19 protein-coding genes, 1 tRNA gene and 1 pseudogene are annotated in these 20,939 nt (G+C 43.7%); 6 read left to right on the forward strand and 15 right to left on the reverse strand.

Annotation, left to right across the window (positions count from 1 at the left end):
- Positions 1-1,005, forward strand: a complete 1,005-nt coding sequence (gene murB / locus ACST14_RS07765) for a UDP-N-acetylmuramate dehydrogenase (protein ID WP_459462281.1) — start codon at positions 1-3, stop codon at positions 1,003-1,005.
- Position 1,006: 1 nt separating this feature from the next.
- Positions 1,007-1,816, forward strand: coding sequence for a 3-deoxy-8-phosphooctulonate synthase (kdsA, locus tag ACST14_RS07770; RefSeq protein ID WP_459462283.1), 810 nt, complete (start codon positions 1,007-1,009; stop codon positions 1,814-1,816).
- On the opposite strand, the gene ACST14_RS07775 is transcribed toward kdsA, so the two are convergent.
- The 11 genes from ACST14_RS07775 to ACST14_RS07825 form a co-directional block, all read right to left on the reverse strand.
- Complete coding sequence (locus ACST14_RS07775; protein WP_459462285.1) at positions 1,813-3,711, reverse strand: hypothetical protein; 1,899 nt, start codon at positions 3,709-3,711, stop codon at positions 1,813-1,815. The two genes, kdsA and ACST14_RS07775, sit on opposite strands and share 4 nt — an antisense overlap.
- Before the next feature lie 69 nt (positions 3,712-3,780).
- Positions 3,781-4,542, reverse strand: a complete 762-nt coding sequence (locus ACST14_RS07780) for a hypothetical protein (RefSeq protein ID WP_459462287.1) — start codon at positions 4,540-4,542, stop codon at positions 3,781-3,783.
- Between the two features lies 1 nt (position 4,543).
- Positions 4,544-5,290 carry a ribonuclease III gene (gene rnc, locus ACST14_RS07785; RefSeq protein ID WP_459462289.1) on the reverse strand — a complete coding sequence of 249 codons (747 nt, stop codon included), beginning with the start codon at positions 5,288-5,290 and terminating at the stop codon, positions 4,544-4,546.
- Positions 5,291-5,297: 7 nt separating this feature from the next.
- Positions 5,298-6,545: a beta-ketoacyl-ACP synthase II gene (gene fabF / locus ACST14_RS07790; protein ID WP_459462291.1), complete on the reverse strand. Its 1,248-nt coding sequence runs from the start codon at positions 6,543-6,545 to the stop codon at positions 5,298-5,300.
- Between the two features lie 118 nt (positions 6,546-6,663).
- Positions 6,664-6,900, reverse strand: a complete 237-nt coding sequence (locus ACST14_RS07795; protein WP_130895240.1) for an acyl carrier protein — start codon at positions 6,898-6,900, stop codon at positions 6,664-6,666.
- 102 nt (positions 6,901-7,002) lie between these two features.
- Positions 7,003-7,920 (reverse strand): ROK family protein, encoded by a 918-nt coding sequence (locus ACST14_RS07800; RefSeq protein WP_459462293.1) that lies wholly within the window; start codon positions 7,918-7,920, stop codon positions 7,003-7,005.
- A gap of 63 nt (positions 7,921-7,983) precedes the next feature.
- Positions 7,984-8,481 (reverse strand): YkgJ family cysteine cluster protein, encoded by a 498-nt coding sequence (locus ACST14_RS07805; RefSeq protein ID WP_459462294.1) that lies wholly within the window; start codon positions 8,479-8,481, stop codon positions 7,984-7,986.
- Entirely contained in the window at positions 8,447-9,025 is a 579-nt protein-coding gene (locus tag ACST14_RS07810) for a thymidine kinase (RefSeq protein ID WP_459462411.1), read from the reverse strand. Before ACST14_RS07810 ends, ACST14_RS07805 begins: the two co-directional genes overlap by 35 nt.
- A gap of 47 nt (positions 9,026-9,072) precedes the next feature.
- Positions 9,073-9,831, reverse strand: a complete 759-nt coding sequence (locus ACST14_RS07815) for a succinate dehydrogenase/fumarate reductase iron-sulfur subunit (RefSeq protein ID WP_459462296.1) — start codon at positions 9,829-9,831, stop codon at positions 9,073-9,075.
- 9 nt (positions 9,832-9,840) lie between these two features.
- Positions 9,841-11,820, reverse strand: coding sequence for a fumarate reductase/succinate dehydrogenase flavoprotein subunit (locus ACST14_RS07820; protein ID WP_459462297.1), 1,980 nt, complete (start codon positions 11,818-11,820; stop codon positions 9,841-9,843).
- A gap of 21 nt (positions 11,821-11,841) precedes the next feature.
- Positions 11,842-12,507: a succinate dehydrogenase cytochrome b subunit gene (locus tag ACST14_RS07825; protein ID WP_459462299.1), complete on the reverse strand. Its 666-nt coding sequence runs from the start codon at positions 12,505-12,507 to the stop codon at positions 11,842-11,844.
- Between the two features lie 171 nt (positions 12,508-12,678).
- Between ACST14_RS07825 and ACST14_RS07830 the strand changes: the two genes are divergently transcribed.
- The 4 genes from ACST14_RS07830 to ACST14_RS07845 all read left to right on the forward strand — a co-directional run bounded on the left by ACST14_RS07830 (position 12,679) and on the right by ACST14_RS07845 (position 16,986).
- A complete protein-coding gene (locus ACST14_RS07830; protein WP_459462301.1) occupies positions 12,679-15,492 on the forward strand; it encodes a T9SS type B sorting domain-containing protein in 2,814 nt (937 codons plus the stop codon).
- A 1-nt stretch (position 15,493) separates the two neighbouring features.
- Positions 15,494-15,829 (forward strand): thiol-disulfide oxidoreductase DCC family protein, encoded by a 336-nt coding sequence (locus tag ACST14_RS07835; RefSeq protein ID WP_459462303.1) that lies wholly within the window; start codon positions 15,494-15,496, stop codon positions 15,827-15,829.
- A 46-nt stretch (positions 15,830-15,875) separates the two neighbouring features.
- Positions 15,876-16,757 (forward strand): ACP S-malonyltransferase, encoded by an 882-nt coding sequence (fabD, locus tag ACST14_RS07840; protein ID WP_459462305.1) that lies wholly within the window; start codon positions 15,876-15,878, stop codon positions 16,755-16,757.
- Between the two features lie 158 nt (positions 16,758-16,915).
- A tRNA-Gln gene (locus ACST14_RS07845) sits at positions 16,916-16,986 on the forward strand.
- Positions 16,987-17,036: 50 nt separating this feature from the next.
- Here the strand turns inward: ACST14_RS07845 and ACST14_RS07850 are convergent.
- The 4 genes and pseudogenes from ACST14_RS07850 to ACST14_RS07865 all read right to left on the reverse strand — a co-directional run bounded on the left by ACST14_RS07850 (position 17,037) and on the right by ACST14_RS07865 (position 20,910).
- Positions 17,037-17,960 carry a sugar phosphate isomerase/epimerase family protein gene (locus ACST14_RS07850; protein WP_459462306.1) on the reverse strand — a complete coding sequence of 308 codons (924 nt, stop codon included), beginning with the start codon at positions 17,958-17,960 and terminating at the stop codon, positions 17,037-17,039.
- A 136-nt stretch (positions 17,961-18,096) separates the two neighbouring features.
- Positions 18,097-18,726 (reverse strand): annotated as a pseudogene (locus ACST14_RS07855) (TonB-dependent receptor plug domain-containing protein); the annotation flags it as partial.
- On the reverse strand, positions 18,723-19,979 hold the full coding sequence (locus tag ACST14_RS07860) for an AGE family epimerase/isomerase (RefSeq protein WP_459462308.1): 1,257 nt from the start codon (positions 19,977-19,979) through the stop codon (positions 18,723-18,725). The gene ACST14_RS07860 and the pseudogene ACST14_RS07855, both read right to left, overlap by 4 nt.
- Positions 19,960-20,910, reverse strand: coding sequence for a bifunctional heptose 7-phosphate kinase/heptose 1-phosphate adenyltransferase (locus ACST14_RS07865; protein WP_459462310.1), 951 nt, complete (start codon positions 20,908-20,910; stop codon positions 19,960-19,962). Before ACST14_RS07865 ends, ACST14_RS07860 begins: the two co-directional genes overlap by 20 nt.
- Between the last annotated feature and the right edge of the window lie 29 nt (positions 20,911-20,939).

The raw sequence follows: 20,939 nt of genomic DNA on the forward strand, positions 1-20,939 counted from the left end.
ATGTATTCTCTACGTGCTTTTAATACGTTTGGGATTGAGGCGGCAGCAAGTCAATTCGTAGAGATTAGTTCAGTGGAGCAATATGTATCCCTTCGAAACTCTGGCGAATTTGCGCATCTTCCGCACCTTTTTTTAGGCGGAGGAAGCAATGTGTTGTTGACGAAAAATCAAGAGGCCCTGGTCGTGAAGATTTCTATTCCAGGGATTTCGATTGTGAAGGAAGAGGTAGATTTTGTTTGGGTCAAAAGTGGAGCTGGGGTTGTTTGGGATGACCTTGTACAATATACCGTGGACCAGGGTTGGTCAGGATTAGAGAATTTGTCCTTGATTCCTGGGACAGTGGGAGCAGCTCCTATGCAGAATATCGGTGCATATGGTGCGGAAATAAAAGATACATTTGAGTCCTTAGAGGCGCTGAATTTGCAGACCTTGACTGTAGAACATTTTGATGCCAAAGCCTGCGGCTTCGCTTACCGCGAGAGTTTTTTCAAGCGCGCAGGAAAAGGACAGTATTTAATTAGTTCTGTTACCTTTAAGTTATCAAAAAAGCCTTCTGTAAAGACTTCTTATGGAGCGATTCAGGAGGTTTTAGCCGCAAAAGGAATTACACAACCCACGATACGAGAAGTGGCCGATGCGGTTATCGAAATACGAAAAAGTAAATTACCTGATCCGAAAGAAATCGGAAACTCAGGTAGTTTCTTTAAGAATCCCACTGTATCCGCCACAGAGGCTGTTCGTCTTCAAAATGAATTCCCAGGTATTCCGTTTTATGCAGTAGAAGGAAGTACGGAAGTGAAGTTTCCTGCGGGTTGGTTTATTGAACAAGCCGGATGGAAAGGTTTCAGAAGGGGAGATGCTGGTGTGCATGCAAAGCAGGCACTTGTTTTAGTGAATTATGGGGAGGCTAAGGGCGAGGAGATTTTGGCCTTATCTGAAGAAATAAAGAAATCAATTAAGGACAAATTCGGAGTCACTTTAGAGACCGAAGTAAATATTTTATAATATGACATTACCGACTTTAGCGAATTTAGGCAAAGGGCCTTTCTTTTTAATGGCTGGATCTTGCGCGATTGAGAGCAATGATCTTGCTTTTGAAATTGCCGAAAAAATAGATGGAATCACAAAGTCAATGGGTATTCCTTATATTTTCAAAGGTTCTTACCGCAAAGCTAATCGGACTAAAATCGATTCCTTTACCGGGATTGGTGATATTAAAGCCCTAGAAATATTAAAGGCAGTAGGTCAGCATTATTCCTTACCTACGGTCACCGATATTCACGAAAGTGCGGAAGCAGCTATGGCAGCGGCTTACGTAGATGTTTTACAGATACCGGCTTTCCTTTGCCGTCAAACCGATTTATTGGCTGCCGCAGCCCTAACAGGTAAAGCCGTTAACATCAAGAAAGGTCAATTCATGTCTGGCGCTTCCATGAGATTTGCGGTCGAAAAAGTGATGTATGAAAATCCAGAGGCGGTGGTTTATTTAACAGATCGCGGAAATTCTTTTGGATATGGTGATCTAGTGGTTGATTACCGCAATCTTCCAGAAATGGCGGCGATGAATGTCCCCGTGATTATGGATTGTACGCACTCTTTACAGCGCCCTAATCAAACTACCGGTATTACCGGAGGGCAACCGGCCTTGATCGAAACGATTGCGAAAGCAGCCATTGCGGTAGGTGCAGATGGAATCTTCATCGAAACGCATCCCAATCCATCGATTGCAAAATCAGATGGCGCGAATATGCTCCCTTTAGATCAATTAGAAGGTCTTCTCGAAAGGTTATTGCGCGTTCGCGAAGCGATAGTTTAATGCGTCTTATAGAAAATTTGTAGTGTGATATCAGTTTTAGTTGTCCCGTCTATGGTGTCTAAACCAGAGCCTATTTCTGTTCGGTCTTGGTAGTTTATACTAGCCCACTTTGCAGCCAATTGTATTTCTCTGTTCCATTGATAAGCCAGTACTAAAGTTGTTTTAATGGCTTTGCCTGTGTAGGCCGGCAGTAAAAAAGAATAAGGCACCCCAGGTTCATAGGCATATAAGCGCGTGTCATAGGAGGGTGTATTTATATAAGCGAATCTAGCTTGAAGGTTCCATTTGCCTTGATCCCATTTGATGTCTTGCAAGAGTAGATATCCTAAATCTGAGCCTAATTTAGAAGCCATCGCTCGAAAGTGAAAATCCCAAGATGTAAGAGCTAGGTAATGTCCATCTAGACTAGCTTGAATCAGGTCTTTCGCTTCTTTTCTAGTCCACTTTCCTTGAAGAAATAGTCGCATCGCCTTGCGCTTTTCGTATTGTAATCGACTCAAAATTTCCCATCCGGACGTATTAGATTCATTCACTTGGTATTTAGGCCCAGGGAAGCGATAATAATCGAAATAGGAGCTAAGCTTGAATCGCTTCGATAGTTGATAGCCATGGCCCAGGAATAGGCCTATTTCATTGAGATTCTCTGAGTTTTCTGATAGACCATTAGACTTAGGACTAAAATACCCTGCGGAATACATTCGAAATAAATAGGATAGATCCATTTTCTTCGAAATGGAGGTAGCTCCAGATTGTAGAATTGAATATTGCTGATTATCAGAATAAGCGAATTCTCCCACTAGTCTTACGTTGCGAAGTGGATATTGGAAGTTGATGGAATAATTTTTTAGCGCTTTTCCTGACCATTCCGGCTGTTTATACCCTATACCCATCAGTTTAGGTAAGGACCATTCCGTCCACACCGCATTCAGTTGCAACACCAGTGGAATGCTAAGCGGGGAATATACGAGGTTCGCTCCAGCGGTTTTCTCTTGCATCGCATTGATGTGGCTAATTTCAGAGGATGTTCGGTGGAATCCGTCTTCGACTCTAGATCGGAGGTATTTATTTCCTGTGGAGTCTGAGCCAGTCGTCGCGTCTAAGTTACGGTATGAGGCAAAAGCTTGCAAGCGTAAGAATTCGGCTAATTTAAAGGTGGTGTTGATTCCACGATAGTAGCCGTATTCTACGCTGGAACTGTAGGCTAATCCGCCCAGATTGAATTTTTGGGTTGCTTTTATGCTTTCGAAACTCTTGCCTAATGAAAATCCGCCGGCTTGGACTAAACCTTGTCCCCATTGGTTGATAAAGTCGCCTATGATGATTTTTTCAAGGATTCCTTTCGATTTATATTCCATAAATCCGCTGCTGAAATCACTGAGGTCTTTTTCACCTGCATCTTTTTGTAAGAGAAAGCCGATGCGCAAGTTTGCATTTAATTGACCTCGGTAACGTAAGGTTTGATTTGTTCGATCGCCCACATAGCGTACTTTACTTCGTAAATCAGGTTCGGTAAACCCTTTTTTAGTTTCCAAAGTCCAATCTGTTTTAAATAAAATTTGATGTATGGATGAGCTGGGTTTCCACCAACTGGGTTGTATAGGGCTGCAAATCAGGAAGTCTTGGGTTCTTCGCAGGAAGTCGAGATCCCAGGAGGGAATCGTTTGCAGTTCTAAAACAGACTGAAAAGTGCCAATTTGTTTTCGAAAGGCTAAGAAGTTCGTGATTTGTTCAGAACTAAATAAAAGAGAGGATTGTAGTTCGGTTTCTGTGACAAAATTGATATTCAGTGGATTAGCGAGATAGTAGTCGAAACTAGATTGCTTTTCCTCCTCTTCTTGGGTGGGAATTTGGGCAAAGGTGGTGAAGGAGCACAGGAGGAGCAGTATCGTTTTCAAGGAATTTTTTTCTTGAAATTACGAGTATGCTCCTAGGTAAAGGGCTTAAAAACTGATATTGAAAATCAGTTAATTGAACTTTCGTTCGATGATTAAGTGGAGCTCTTCCCAGATGGCCTCATTTTCTGCGGCGCGGTAAGCTTGATAGCGAGCCAAAAGCTCAGTAGCCCAAGTTTCTGCTTCTGCTTCTTCATCGATGTACTGAATTAGCGATTCGAGTTGCTCCACGTCGCCACGGAATAATTCTTGAATGAATTGAATGCGTTGGTGTAAACTAATCGTGTCCGCGATACGCTGGGTCATTTGAGACTCTACTTTTGATTTCAATGAACCAGATGATCCACTTAATAAGTCCTTTAATCTCGTATACTCTTCTTCCGTGGAATCCTCTAGACTTTCTGGTGCCTCGAAATATACTTCTGTATTCAATAGATCGAAAGGTTCTGCTGGAGTTTCTGGAGCTGCATACTCGAGGGAAGCGGGTGCATCCGTCGCTTCATACGAATTGACTAAATCCGCGAAACTTGGCTGTGGTGCATCGGAAACAGGTACCGAAATGCTTTCAATCCAAGAAGCCCAAATAAACTCGGGCAAAGACACTTGGTACAATAAAGTTTGAGCAATACCTGCCCATTTTTCTTCAAAACGAGGGCTAGACCAGGGGAAATTAGGGAAAATTTCTACAGCCCGCGAAGAGTTTAATTGACTTAAAAGTTCTGTTTGAATGGCTTCAATAATAGGGGTGGGAATCTCCCAGGCTAATACCTCTTGAAATGTGATGGTTTCGGATGAATCATTCCAGTAATGCAAGAAAATATTCGGTGTAGCCATTTTATGATTTAATTTCTAATAATTCACAAGCCATTCTCGCGGCAGTTTGTTCTGCTTTTTTCTTTGAATATCCTTTTCCTTCGGAGAATTTAGCCCCGTCTAGGATCACCAAAGCCGTAAATTCGCGGTTGTGGTGTTCTCCTTCTTGGTCTAGTTCGAAAGACACTTTTTTACCTTCTTTTTGGGCCCATTCGATCAGCATCGACTTGAAGTTCGGATTGTTTTGAACAACGGCATCTAGGTCGAAATATTGCGTTAGAATCTTTTTAATGATGAAGTTTTGGGTGAAGGCGAATCCTTTATCTAAATACACGGCTCCTATAAAAGCCTCTAAAGCATCGCCATACATAGACGTGCGGGACATGGATGATTTGCGTTGAGCTTCGAATTCAATGACTTCTTCTAATCCGAGCTTTCGGCCTATGACATTCAAGGATTCACGGCTCACCATTCTAGAACGAATTTCAGTCAAGAAACCTTCGTCTTTGAAGGGGAATTTTTGGAACAAATACGTAGCTGTAATCATCCCTAGAACGGAATCGCCTAGGAATTCAAGGCGTTCGTTCGACTCTTTATAATTTTCTGCCACACTCTCCTTCGAAGCAGAGGCGTGTAAAAAAGCTAGTCTATATAAAGTTAAATTACTTGGACTAGTTCCTATTAAATGTGTAACCGATTTCTTTAAGAATTTCTCTCGTTCGTCCAGTCGAATCGGATCTAACCAGTTTAGGAGAGATTTTACGGCCATATTTGTCTTAGATTTTTCTGAAGATTACCGTTGCATTATGACCGCCAAACCCAAATCCATTACTCATGGCAACATCAATCTTACGTGCTTTGCCCACGTTCTCCGTTAGGTCGATGCGTTGATCGATTTCTGGATCGCGGTTAAAAATGTTGATGGTCGGTGGAACAAATTGGTGTTGAATCGCTAGAACAGAAGCAATGGCCTCTACCGCCCCTGCACCTCCTAATAAGTGACCTGTCATCGATTTAGTCGAAGAGATCGATATTTTGTAAGCGTGTTCACCAAAACAATCCACGATTGCTTTAATTTCTTGTGGATCACCGATCGGAGTCGAGGTTCCATGTGTATTCACATAATCTACTTCCTCCGGCTTGATGTTTGCATCATCTAGGGCGTCATTCATCGATAATAAAGCGCCTAATCCTTCTGGGTGCGGAGCTGTAATGTGATGCGCATCAGACGAGAAACCTCCACCGATTAATTCGGCATATATTTTCGCACCACGCGCTTTAGCGTGCTCGTATTCTTCTAAAATTAAGGCACCAGCACCTTCACCTACTACGAAACCATCCCGGTCAACGTCATAAGGGCGTGAGGCAGTTGCTGGATCGTCGTTACGTGTGGACATGGCATGCATGGCTGTGAAACCACCTACTGAAGCGATGGTCACTGGAGCTTCAGAACCACCCGTTACGCATACGTTTATACGTCCGGTACGAATGTAATTGAACGCATCAATGATCGCGTTGTTAGCTGATGAACAAGCTGAAACGGTTACGTAGTTAGGACCACGGAATCCGTTACGAATAGAAATTTGGCCTGATGATGAATCTGCAATCATCTTAGGGATAAAGAAAGGATTGATTTTCGGTGTTCCATCCCCTTGTCCGAAATAGATCATTTCGTCTTCAAAAGTCTTCAAACCACCGATACCTGATCCCCAGATAACGCCTACTTTATTTTTATTTATTGTCTCCATATCAAAATTCGCATCAGCTATCGCCTCATCGGCTGCTACTACGGCGTATTGAGTGAATGGATCCATTTTGCGAGCTTCTTTAGCATTGATAAAATCCTCTACCTTGAAGTTCTTTAATTCACAAGCAAAACGAGTTTTGAATTTTTCCGCATCGAATTTAGTGATAGGACCACAGCCGTTCACGCCGTTTTTCAATCCATCCCAATATTCACTAATTGTATTCCCGATGGGGGTTAGGGCGCCTAAGCCCGTGACAACTACACGTTTTAACTCCATATTATTTGTATTTATGAATCTACTCTTAATAAAAAATGTCAATTAGTTCGAGAAATCCCATGGAAAAATCCACCTGATTACTTTTAACTAATTGACATAATTTTTATAGTTGCTTCGATTACTTTGCGTTCTCTTCCAAATAAGTAATAGCTTGGCCTACTGTTTGGATATTCTCCGCTTGATCATCTGGAATAGAAACAGAGAATTCTTTTTCGAATTCCATGATTAGCTCAACCGTGTCTAACGAGTCAGCGCCCAAATCGTTTGTGAAAGATGCCTCAGGAGTAACTTCTGATGCTTCTACACCTAATTTTTCAACGATGATGCTCTTTACTTTTTCTGCAATATCTGACATTTTAATATTATTTTGGGGTTCAAAAACGTTGCAAAGATTAGAATTAAAGTTGAATTTATCAAACAAATTTGATTCTAATTAACCTGTTCTAGGGTGTTTATACTAAAAACAAAGCGACGCCGCCCCTAAAAGGCCTGCGTCGTTTCCTAATAAAGCTTTTTTAATCGTTAATTTTTCTAAATAAGCAGGTGTTAACCAGTAATTTAATTGCTTCTCCATACTAGGAAGAATAAAGTCGTAAGAGGCTGATAATCCGCCACCTATGAATATATTTTTGATATCTAAGATACGAATTAAGGAAACTAACATATCCCCTAACAGCGTACCTACTTCATCCCAAACAGCTAAAGCTAATTCGTCCCCTTCTTCTGCACCCACCACTAAAGCCGTTGTGGAAATAGTACCATCTGCAGGTAAAGATGTTTTACCCGTATAGGATGCGCGCATAGCCGTAGCCAATTGCAATAATTCTTTCTTTCCTACATTACGTTCAAGCACTTTTCCATCGCGAGATGGTACGTGACCTGGTTCCATGGCATTACCATCGCCTCCTAAGAAGATTTTACGATCGATAACTGCTGCACCGCCTACACCTGTTCCAAGAGTAATAAAGACAAAGTCTTCCGGCATAGTAGCTTTCTCAGGCGAGAAATAGAATTCACCTAAGGCTGCGGCATTTGCGTCATTTTCCATGAAGAATGTATGTTCCGGGAAACGTTTTTCTAACATGTCGATCATGGGGGAGCCGTCAATTTCAGGAATAGCAGTGATTTCCACCAAGGTACGGCGGTCTTTCGTCAAAATACCTGGAAGGCCGATTCCGATTTTCTTTACACTCTTATGTTGGTACAATTGCAAGGCAATGGCATCTGCTAAACGCTCTAAAAAATGGTTTGATTCTCTCCAAGTAGCGGTATCGTAACTTTGAAAATTGTTGATTTGACCTGTATCTGCATGGACAATGCCCATTTTTACCCCTGTTCCACCTACATCGATTCCTAAGTATTCTGCTGCTACCATTATTTTGATTTATTGAGTTACGAAATTGCCGATTTTTGACGTGAATTTCAAATCAAAAGGCACTCAATTGTAAATTTGCTCGATTTTTTCAAGTATTTGCGTGACTGCTGGGCAGATGAGCGCATTTTGCTGTGTCAAAGCCAAGATGCCCATGATGTTCTTGCGATCGGTATGCGGGTATTCTCGGCAGGCTTTGGGGCGGTGGTCATAAATACCACATTTATTGTCATCTAAATCTAAAAAGGGACAAGGAGCTTTTGGATATACCCAATCGCCATCCGAATCTTGAACTAAATAGGCGTCTAAAAAGGCAGAGGTCTTCATTTTAAATAAATGGGAAACCCGTTGGATATCCGTATCATTCCAAATGGGACTCGTCGTACGACAACAATTTCCGCAGGTCAAACAATCCGTTTTTGCAAAAACCTCTTGGTGAGCTTGGGAAAATTGAGCGTCTAGATTCTTAGGCTTCCTGGCTACCAAGCGCTGTATGAATTTCCGGAAAGAGGGGTCTTTTTTTTTGTCCTTAGGCATGGAAGCAAGAGCGGCAACGCGCTTCATAGGATTCTGTTTCACCTAGTAAAACCGTTTGTTGTTGATCGGCCTTGCGGTAGGAATAGTGGGCAGCTGCTCCACAATTCACGCAAACCGCGTGCACTTTCGTGACGAACTCGGCGATCGCCATTAAGGCCGGCATGGGCCCAAAAGGATTCCCTTTGAAATCCATATCCAATCCGGCTACGATGATTCGCTTCCCTTGATTCGCTAAGGTATTACAAACTTCCACGATGTTTTCGTCGAAGAATTGAACTTCATCTAATCCAATTACATCACAGTCCCCAGCTAATAGCAGGATTTCACCTGAATTATTAACTGGAGTAGAACGAATCGAGTTCTGGTTATGGGAGACAATATCTTCGTCGTGGTAACGCGTGTCAGTAATCGGTTTGAATATTTCGACCCGCATTTGGGCGATTTTCGCACGCTTCAGGCGGCGGATTAGTTCTTCCGTTTTACCCGAAAACATCGAGCCGCACACGACTTCTATCCAGCCTGCTGGCGGATTACGTTCGGTGGATTTTGTATGATTCGGTTCTAAAAACAAGTGCGTAAAAAGCCCCTGATTTTGCATTCAGGGGCTATTAATTAGGTTTATTTTGAAGTGAATGTCGCCGAGAAATATTCGCGGTTCATTCTGGCAATGTTCTCGATGGAGATACCTTTAGGGCATTCTGCCTCGCAAGCACCGGTATTAGAACAAGCACCAAATCCTTCTTCGTCCATCTGTGCGACCATCGCTTGTGCGCGAGTAGCTGCTTCGATTTGACCTTGAGGAAGGAGGGCGAGTTGAGAAACTTTGGCAGACGTAAATAACATCGCCGACGCATTCTTACATGCCGCCACGCAAGCACCACAACCGATACAAGCTGCTGCAGCGAAAGCCTCGTCCGCATTGTCCTTGTTAATCGGTATGTTGTTCGCATCCTTTGCGTTACCTGTATTCACTGAAATGAAACCTCCTGCCGCGATAATGCGGTCAAAAGAAGAACGGTTCACCACTAAGTCTTTAATCACGGGGAATGCGCTCGCTCTCCAAGGCTCCACGGTGATCGTTTCACCATCTTTAAAGGAACGCATGTGCAATTGACAGGTCGTTACACCGCGGTTCGGTCCATGCGGACGACCGTTAATGTACATCGAGCACATACCGCAAATACCTTCGCGGCAATCGTGGTCAAAAGCAACTGGATCATCCCCTTCTTCGATCAAACGGTTGTTTAACACGTCAATCATTTCCAAAAATGACATATCGGTGGAGATGCCGCTTACCTGGTATGTTTCGAATTTACCAGCTACGCTTGCATTTTTTTGTCTCCAAATTTTGAGTGTCAGGTTTAAATTTCCTTCCATTGTATCGAATTATTTATAAGATCTTTGAGCAATTTTGATGTTTTCGTATTTCAACTCTTCTTTATGAAGTTTGAAAGTCGATTGTTTTTCGTATTCCCAAGCCGCTACATAGGCGTACTTTTCGTCATCACGAAGGGCTTCCCCATCTTCTGTTTGGAACTCAGTACGGAAGTGACCACCACAACTTTCGTCGCGATCCAAGGCATCAATACACATTAACTCGCCTAATTCTAGGAAGTCAGCCACACGGCCCGCTTTCTCTAATTCAGGGTTTAGGTTATCAATTTCACCTGGAATCTTCACATCTGACCAAAACTCTTTTTGCAAGGCTTGAATCTCTTTAATAGAAGCTTTCAATCCTTCTGCACTACGCGCCATCCCACATTCATCCCACATGATTTTACCTAAACGCTTGTGGAAGTAATCAACTGGCTTATTTCCTTTAATGTTCATCAACGTCTCTAAACGATCTCGCACCGCTTTTTCTGCTGCTTCGAAATCTGGGTTATCCGTTGACATCGCAGGTGTGCGAATTTCGGCCGCTAAATAAGCACCGATCGTGTACGGAATCACGAAATAACCATCCGCTAAACCTTGCATTAAAGCAGATGCTCCTAAACGGTTCGCGCCGTGATCAGAGAAGTTAGCCTCTCCTAAAGCATATAAACCAGGGACAGTCGTCATTAAATTATAATCTACCCAAAGACCACCCATCGTGTAGTGAACTGCTGGATAAATACGCATGGGCACCTGGTAAGGATCTTCTCCCGTAATTTGCTTGTACATATCAAACAAGTTACCGTATTTCTCTTTTACCACTGCCTTACCCATCGCTTGAATCTCTTCATCAGACGGATTATGCATATTGTGTTTGTTCGCTTCTCCTTGACCGTAACGGATAATCGCCGCTGCATAATCTAAGTAAACGGCCATTTTAGATGTTCCTACGCCAAAACCTGCATCACAACGCTCCTTCGCCGCACGAGACGCGATGTCACGTGGTACTAAGTTTCCGAATGCAGGATAACGACGCTCTAAGTAATAGTCTCTTTCGTCCTCAGGAATCTCGTTCGCCTTACGGGTATCGTTTTCCTTTTTAGGAACCCAAATACGACCGTCATTACGAAGGGATTCAGACATCAAGGTTAATTTCGACTGATGATCACCTGAAACCGGGATACAAGTCGGGTGAATCTGTGTATAGCAAGGATTTGCGAAGAAGGCACCTTTTTTGTGTGCTTTCCAAGCCGCCGTTACGTTCGATCCCATCGCGTTCGTAGACAAGTAGAATACGTTTCCGTAACCACCTGTACATAATAAAACAGCGTGTCCAAAGTGACGCTCTAAAGCTCCAGTTACCGAATCACGAGCGATAATACCACGCGCTTTTCCGTCGATGGTAACGACATCCAGCATTTCATGGCGAGTATACATTTTTACGTTACCCATGCCTATTTGACGTTGCAAAGAAGAATAAGCACCTAATAATAGTTGTTGACCTGTTTGACCAGCTGCGTAGAAGGTACGCTGTACTTGCGTTCCACCAAACGAACGGTTAGATAGCAATCCACCGTATTCACGAGCGAAAGGAACTCCTTGCGCCACACATTGGTCGATGATGTTTCCAGAAACTTCGGCAAGACGGTGAACGTTTGCCTCACGCGAACGGTAGTCACCCCCTTTAATAGTATCGTAGAATAAACGGTAAATCGAGTCACCGTCGTTTTGGTAGTTCTTCGCTGCGTTAATACCCCCTTGTGCGGCAATCGAGTGCGCACGACGTGGAGAATCTTGGAAACAGAATACTTTTACTTTATATCCTAATTCAGCAAGTGAGGCAGCCGCAGACGCACCAGCTAGGCCGGAACCTACCACGATGATTTCTAAGCTACGTTTGTTGGAAGGATTCACCAACGGAACACTGGATTTGAACGAAGTCCACTTGTCGGCTAAATTACCTCCAGGGATTTTTGCATCTATTTTTGTCATATCAATCGTATCGCTGAAATATTAATGAATCAAATGGAAATGAAAGGCTATTGGCATCGCAGCAAAAACCGCTGGAATGAGAATAGAGAAGATAGCTCCTACTAATTTAATGCCCGGACTATACTTCGGGTGATTCCAACCGATGGACTGGAAAGCACTTTGGAATCCATGTAATAAGTGGTAAGCTAAGGAAATGCATCCTAAAACATAGACAACTACCACTACAGGGTTCATGAAAACCGATTGCATTTCTGCGTATAAGGTATGGTCTTCTAAGCCTTCTGTTAAGCGAGAGAAGTACCAAAAATGCTTTAAGTGTAGAATTAAGAATAATAATAATAAAGTTCCTAAAAGACCCATCGAGCGAGAATACCACTTGCTATTAGCCGCACCGTCTACTTTAGCATAAGCTACCGGGCGTTTTGATTTATTTTCAAACCAAAGGCGAAGGCCATCAAAAATGTGTAATAATAATCCTCCAAACAAGACGATCTCCATCGTTCGGATAATCGGGTTTGTTCCCATAAACTCGGCGCCTTCGTTAAAGGCAGCGCCACCGTCATTCAAGAAAATTAAGGCGTTCAAACTGCAATGAACTAACAGGAAGCTGATTAAAAAGAGGCCCGTAATGGCCATCAGGAGCTTTTTCCCGAGAGATGAATTAAGTGATTTTGCTAACCAAGCCATAAATAAATGTATTTGTTAAAAGGAATGAAAAATAAACGAACTGGTTCGAATAATTTTAACTATCAAAACTACAATCGAAATGCCGCTCTATCAAATTTAAAACGTAAAAAATCCTTTTTTTTTGAAAAAAACGAATTGCCTTCTTAACTTACACCAATTCAAAAATGTTTTATGCTCATCAAAAGAATCAGCCTTTATTTTCTCTTTCTGTGCACACTTAGTTTTGCGGCACAAGCAACCCATCTAAAGGGAGGAGAAATCACTGTTAAGCGTATTTCTGATAAAACATTAACCTTTGAATTTACGCTAACGACGTTCACGGAAAACAACCGGGCGAACGTGGAGCAAAACGCGGTGAATTTCTGTTTTGGGGATGGATCATCGATTTTATCTGCGAAAAGATCTGCCGGCTATCCGCAGAATTTAGGAAATGGGACGATGAAAAACGTCTATAAGATTGAATATACCTATCCTGCCGCCTCTTTATTTTATAAAGTTTCTGTAGCCGTTCCTAATCGGAACGATGGCGTATTGAATATCACGCGCTCGGTCGATGTCCCCTTTTATGTGGAGACGATTTTCTCGATTAATGCAGGTCTTGGCTTGAATTCCACCCCCGTTTTATTAAATCCCGCGGTGGATTTAACGGCAGTAGTAGGTCAACCTTTTATTCATAATTCGAATGCGGTGGATGCGGAAGGGGATTCTTTAGCCTATCGCTTATCCGTCTCTAGAACTGGCGCAGAATTAACCTGTGATCCAGCAAGTCGTGGATTATTAGCTCCTAATTTTAAGCAACCTAATGAGGTTTCCACTACTCCGTCGTCGTTTACGATTAATGCCAAAACAGGCGATTTAATCTGGAGATCACCACAAGAAGTGGGTATTTATAATTGCGCTTTCATTATCGAAGAGTGGAGAAACGGGGTGAAAATATCGGAGACCGTCCGCGATATGCAGATAGAAGTAAAGGATCTAGATAACCGTGGCCCTTTATTAACAGTTCCAGCAGACGTATGTGTGCAAGCAGGAACACGTATTAACCAAACTATTACGGCCATAGATCAAGTATCTAAGACGGGTAGGGTAGATCCTCTGACGATTACGAGTACCGGTAATGTATATGCCATCGATACCACCTATGCGGTGAAACCACCGAATGCTACTTTCACTTCAGTTGCACGCCAAACTACTTTAACGGCTGTAGGTACGTTCAATTGGCAAACAGACTGTGTGCATATTCGAAAAGAAGATTATGACGTATTCTTTAAAGCAGAGGATTTTCCACCCGTGACGAGCGCGGGCGTCAGTAACTTAGTGGATAGTAAGATTTGGAAGATACGCGTGTTAGCATCAGCAGTGAAAAATGTGACGGCTACAGCGGGAACAGGAACACAAATTATTGTTAACTGGTCAGCCTATAGCTGTGCCTTACCTAATGCCACCTTGATTCTGTATCGAAAACAAGGTGCTTGTGATGCGGTCACTAATGCATCCTGCGCGACAGGAATGACGCAATCAGGGTATACGGAATTAGCTAGATTTCCTGTATCCACCACATCCTACATAGATAATGCCATCGTTAAAAATACCAATTATTCGTACCTGTTAGTAGTGGTCTTCACGAATTCAAAAGGGGCAGTTGATTTTAGCCCGATGTCCAATTCAGCTTGTTATTTAATTGCTAGTGCATCCCCTATCATGACAAACGTGTCGGTACTGAAAACAAGTACGACGGCCGGGGAGAATTTGGTTCGATGGACGCGTCCGATTAAATTAGACACCTTACAATACCGCGGTCCTTATAGCTATCAATTAATGCGGGCTATCGGAACAGGAACTTATGGAGCCATTGGAGCGCCGATTGCTGCTTCCATTCGTACGGCGGTGAATGATACTTCCTACACGGATACGGGATTGAATACGTCGGCTTTGACCTACCGTTACCGAACAGATTTCTATTATACCTTAAACGGCGTGCGTACCTTATTAGAGTCACCAGCACCAGCTTCGAATGTGCGTTTGAGCACTCAAGTGGCTATCGCTTCCGTAAAGTTAGCTTGGACGGCGAGCGTACCTTGGACGAATGAAAATAGAACACACCGGGTTTATCGGGAGACACCGCGTGGTTCTGGCCTCTTTAATCGAATTGCTGATGTGCCTGTTACGACGGCTTCGACCTTTAAATACGTGGATTTTGGGACAGATACGTATACCGCGGATGGAACCTTCACTATTTCGATGAAGACGGATTCCTCGTATTGTTATTATGTAGAGACTCTGGGTTCTTATGGGCCAGGTTTACCGGCGATGGAGCTGATTAATAAGTCCCAAATCATTTGTGGTATTCCTCAGACCGATATTTTCCCTTGCCCTCCTTCGCTTCAGCTGTATACCGTAGATTGTGCGTCTTTAGATGCGAAGGCTGATTGTTCGTTTAGCAGTTTCACGAATCAGCTTACGTGGAATCCTACCGTATCAGGAATATGCGATCCGGATCTAGTGAGTTATAAGATTTATTATGCTAAAGACCCTTCGTCGCCATATACGCTTCTAGGAAATTCTGCCACGTTGAAATTTTCACATATTCTTCCCAACTCCTACCGCGGATGCTATTATGTTACCGCGGTAAGTGCCTTAGGAAAGGAGAGTGGGCCTAGTAATAAGATTTGTGTAGAAAACTGCGCATCCTTTGATTTGCCTAATTTATTTAGTCCCAATGGCGATGGCCTGAATGATTCCTTCAAGCCGATGCGATGCCCTCGTTTTATTTCTAATGTGTCGGTGAAAATAGTGGATCGAAACGGCCAATTGATTTATCAATACTCGGGTCCTGTGGACGGTTTTGGTTGGAATGGAACGGATGCAAATGGCATTCAGATGTCTGCTTCTTCGTATTTCTATACGTGCGATGTGGTATTTGATTTGTTTGATAAGTCAGCGCAAAACAAAAGCCTTAAAGGCTGGGTAGAACTAGTTCGCTAAGATGGACGGAATCGTATTAATCGATGGCGGTTGTCGCTTTTGTCGCTTCTCCTCGAAGCTACTGAAACGAATGGTAGCTGGAGATCTTCAGATTATGCCTGAGACTTCCTTTACCGAATTTACACTCCCCGAAATTGATAGCATCAAATGGATCGTAGGATCAGAGGTCTATGTTAAATCAGCTGCTTTATCTCGAATTTTAGCGTTTTCGCATTGGTATTTTCAACCGCTTCGAATCGTGTTTTTATTGCCTTCTTTTGTGTTAGACAAAGGCTATGATTGGGTGGCGAAGAATCGATTATTTTGGGGTAAATCGGTGGATGATTGTGCTGTGTAGGGCTTTTGGCCTATCTTTGTAAAAATATCAAAAATTAAAACTCTTTATGAAAGCATATATTTTCCCAGGTCAGGGTTCTCAGTTTCCGGGTATGGCAAAGGATTTGTACACGAATTTTCCTGTTGCTAAACAAATCATCGACGAGGCAGATGCCATTTTAGGTTTCTCGCTATCTGCTGTGATGTTCGAGGGAACGGACGAAGAATTAAAGCAAACGAAAGTGACGCAGCCTGCGATTTATTTGCATTCTATTTTGATCCCCAAATTAGGGAAAGACTTCGCTCCTTCGATGGTAGCAGGTCACTCGCTGGGAGAGTTCTCTGCACTCGTTTCTGCGGAAGGATTAAGCTGGCAAGATGGATTAAGATTAGTGTTTAAGAGAGCCTTAGCGATGCAAAAGGCCTGCGAAATAGAGCCAAGTACGATGGCCGCAGTTTTAGGTTTACCAGACGCAACGATCGAAGATATTTGCAAGGCTTACGGTCCATCCGTAGTCGCAGCTAACTATAACTGCCCAGGTCAAGTCGTGATCTCCGGTTCTTTAGAGGGAATCGAAGTGGTAGGAGCTCAATTAAAAGAAGCAGGAGCGAAGCGCGTATTGCCTTTGCCAGTGGGTGGAGCATTCCACTCGCCCTTTATGGAACCAGCACGTTTAGAATTAGCAGCAGCAATCGAGGCAACGGAAATCGTTCGTCCGATTTGTCCTATTTTCCAAAACGTCAACGCCAAACCATCCCAAGACCCAGCCGAAATCAAAGCGAACTTGATCTCTCAATTAACAGGAGCCGTTCGTTGGACACAGTCCGTGGAGGCAATGGTCGCAGCAGGTGCAACCGAATTTATCGAATGTGGTCCGGGCAAAGTATTGCAAGGCCTAGTTCGTAAGGTACACGCGGAGGCAGTCGTGTCTTCCTTTGAATTTGAATAACGGGAATTTGAATAACGGGAATTGGAATAAGAATAATCGAATTTGACGCGCTGATTGTGAGCGCTTAAGCGAAAAACGGCGGAAATAATTCAATTATTTTTCCGCTATCGTTTGATAATTTGGGTGCAAGCCCTTACTTTTGCATCACATTATGGAATTGACCTATGGTGTAATGGTAACACACCAGTTTTTGGTTCTGGTTTTCTAGGTTCGAATCCTGGTAGGTCAACAGAAAATTTAAAGGAGCTCATCGCAAGATGAGCTCCTTTTGTTTCCCCCTTACACCAAACCCTTCAACTTCTCTAATCCCGTCTTCGCCACTTTCAGCGGATCTTGAGCCCAAAGTTCTTTGTTGAATAATTCCAAGGATAGAATGACTGGTTTTTCGGATGGTTTTAAGCGTTTGATAATTTCCTTGATAGGTGCTTCGCCATCGCCCGCGTAGATGCGATCGCCATCAGTAATGGTAGTAGGTTTATTGGAAGTGACGTAGTCGTTTACGTGGAAGACTTCGATCGAGTTTTCTCCTACTAGGTGGAGGCAGTCGATGGAGGATTCGCCCTTGTACAGGTGGAATACGTCTAATAATAGTTTTGCATTGGGTTGCCCGGCTTCGGCGGCGACGAATAGGACGTCAGCCACGCGGTTGAGGTTTTTCGAATGTCCCCACATTTCAAGTTGAGGTGTGACGCCCATGTTCGCTCCTATGTCTAAGATGGCGCGGTAGCGTTCCGCGGCGCGTCGCAGGTCGAGGCCGGCTTCTTTCGTGGCACCCATGGGTGGAGCGGCCGTGCGGAAGCAGCCTAATTGTGCGAGCATATCCATCTCGCGTTTCATTTGTTCCAAACCTTGTTTACGAGTTGCCTCATCATCGACGATCCATTGGGCGAAGCCGATGGCGTTTTGGACGTTAATGCCTAAATCATCGATTCGCTTTTTAGCTTCTAGCAAAGTTCCGCCAGATTTTAAATAAGCTTCTAGCGTAGGTACCCAAATCTCACAATGCTTGTAGCCTGCCGCGGAGGCGACTTCGAGTTCTTTGATGAGGCCGAGCTTTTGGCCCATAATCGTACTCATATTTAACGAGAACTCGAATTTATGCGCTTTCTTAGAGGAAGCAGCAGAGGCCGAGGACGGCAACAAAGCAGCACCTGCAGCCGTACCTGAGGCGATTAATAAATCACGGCGACTAATTTTTGTCATAGCTTTTAGAGGATAATAGCGTTTTCAATAGGGCAAGATCGCCTGATTTTTTCAATTGTTTGTAGGCTTCTCCCCAGGTCCATAAAATGAGTGGGATTTCCTGGTCGCCTAAATCGACCGTAGCGCTGACGCTTGTACCTTTTTTGGTCTTAATTAAAATCACCCCATTAGCACCCCTGACACCATAGATAGCCGTTTGAGAAGGATCCTTTAACACATTCACACTCTCGATATCATTCGGATTAATGGCATTGATATTTCCCATAAAAGGGACGTCATCAATCACATAAAGCGGGCTATTATTATTAATGGAGCCTATTCCCCGTATTCTGACCATCGTTCCACCTCCCGGAGAATTATCGTTGCCCACAGTGACGCCGGACACTTGACCTTGAAGCTTTTGGTTTACCGAAGCGACATTTACTTGACTTAGGCGATCTGAGCTGACCGTAGTAATGTCTGTGTTTTTAGGGAGTTTTTTGAAGTTAATCGGGTGAATCTGCAAGCTGATGCCCGCCACGCCTTTCAAATCCTTACCTGTCACGAGCTCAATGTGATCTATGAAATTCAAAGGAACAATAGAGGTCTCTTTAAATTCTGGCTGACTAGCTGAAGCGGGTTCATATAGTTGAACGAAAAGCGTGTCATTCCGAAGGGTAAATTGTTGCTTCGGGTTCTCGAAATGTTTTTTGAGGAGGTCAAAAAAGGAATTTTTTTGGCCAAATAAAACCAACGGAAAAAATAGTAAGATTAGTAGCTTTTTCATAGTTTGATTTCGCCTAGCTTCTCATACGAGAGAATCATCGAACGAACGTTATGGTAATTTATCTTCCAATTCGTAGCCATGTGACGCCATATCGGTTCCCCTTCGCGGGTCATCAACGGCCACCATTCACCTGTATTACGGTTAATCATCTTGTCAAAAACGAAGCGATGCACCTGTTCGTAAGCCTTCAGGAACTTTTCATCTTTCGTTAAAAGATACGCATCTAGCATTCCGATTAGCATTTCGGCATTTTGCCAAAACTCTTTCTCCAGATCCGTAGGCCCACCACCATGCGACCCCTCGACATACACGCCACCATATTCCCAGTCGATGCCATTTTCCATCGAATGATAGAAGGCCTTTTTAATATTACCTAAATAAGGCGTCACATCAATCTTCCCCACCTTCAGCGCATGCATCAAAAGCCAACCAAATTCCGAGTTATGACCGTAGGAGGTATTGTCGATGGCAGAGGCTTTTTGGCCTCCATCCTGAAAACGATCCCATCCCCACACAATATCAAATTTTATCTGTGGCGCCACGCTCCAATCCGCCCAAAACTGCGGAATACCCGTCCCCGTCGCCGGATCCATGATTTTATATATCAAAATGTCGATCGCTTCCTTTAGTTTTCTGCGGTGAATGTCTTTGCCACTCGCCTCATACAAGGTCGTGAAGGCTTCCATTAAATGCATGTGTACGTCCAGCGTCTTGCGATCCCCACCCGGAGCACCTGGTCCCATCATCGACCAATCTTCTGCAAAGAATTCCCAGTAACCGCCGTAATGGGTGTCCACCGCATATTTTTGGAGTAAATCAAAAACTTTCTCCGCATATTCCAACCCCACCGGATCCCCAGTTGCCAGGGTATATTCGCTCAGGGAATAGATAGCAAAACTATGGCCGTATCCGATCTTCTGCTTGTTCGTCGCTTCACCCGCGCGATTCACCATCCAATAGAATCCACCGTGGGTCTCGTCCCACATTTTGTCTAATAAAAACCGAACCCCATGCGCGGCCATTTCTTTCATCACGTCCCCACCAAAACCATGCCTGTACGCCTGCGAATACGTAAATACCGAACGCGTCATCGCAATCAATGATTTCTCATTTTCGCCCGAATCTTCCCCAAATTCATTGAAATGGGTAATATAACCTCCCTGCTTTTTGTCTACCGTCCGCTGAATCCAAAAAGGTAATAAAGCTCCTTCCGTATATTCCTTGATTTCCGATCTAAGCGATTGAATGTCCATGATGTAATTGTCTGATGGCGTCCGGACTCGCGGAACCGGTTTTGCCTAGTTGATGAATACTAATATGTACGGCCAAAGAGGCAAATTCACACGCCTCCTCTACAGAAGCCCCCGCCGCTCGAGCCGCCGAATAACCGGCCACTACCATATCGCCAGCACCCACCGTATCGATAGGGCCTTTCACTGGGAAAGCGGGCTGATGATGATATTCTTTTTGGCTCGCATAGATCATACCTTTTTCGCCTAAGGTAACGAGCACCGCTTGTTTTCTGGTCGCCGCCCAAGCTTGAATATTTTCTTTCGTGGCGGGTTTTTGATGAATATGGATAAACTCTGCCTCATTTACTTTTAAAGGCAAGTTTTTTGCATGACTGCCTAAGGATCGCAAATCGGCTAAGGCCTGTTGATTGCTTAATGCTTCTATATGCTGCGCTTGCAGGAGCGGAATCCTGAATTGTTCGTTAATAATTACCCAGTGGAAGTCAGCAGCTTCCAGAGCCTTGATTAACTCGCTCGTTTGATCCTGAAAGTTCGGTGACCTCGTCCCAAAATCAATTCGATTTAATTCTTCGTTACCACTCATCGGTTTCGAATAGGTAGGCGTGTCGATTTTAGTTTCTCGGATGTTCGTTGCATCGATACCTAGAGCCGCCATTTGATGTGCCATCTCCCGTCCGAATAGGTCATTTCCGCGCACCCCAAAGGCTGAAACTTGTGCACCTAAAATAGCTAGATTTTTCGCTACATTCCCCGCACCGCCTAAAGAGGCGCGCGGCTGAGAGGCTAAATGAACTTCCTTGGTGGTTTCGATGGAAAACTCTGCTGTTGAAGTCTGAACGTCAAAATAGAAGTCCAACGCAAAATCCCCCAGCACCGCTATACGCAGCTGTTGGATTCGAGCCAATATGGTCTCCAATCTTTCCGAGTTCATGTACTGTTAGGTTTAGCTAAATTTTCATC

The organism is Aquirufa sp. A-Brett2-15D (genome assembly GCF_054558735.1).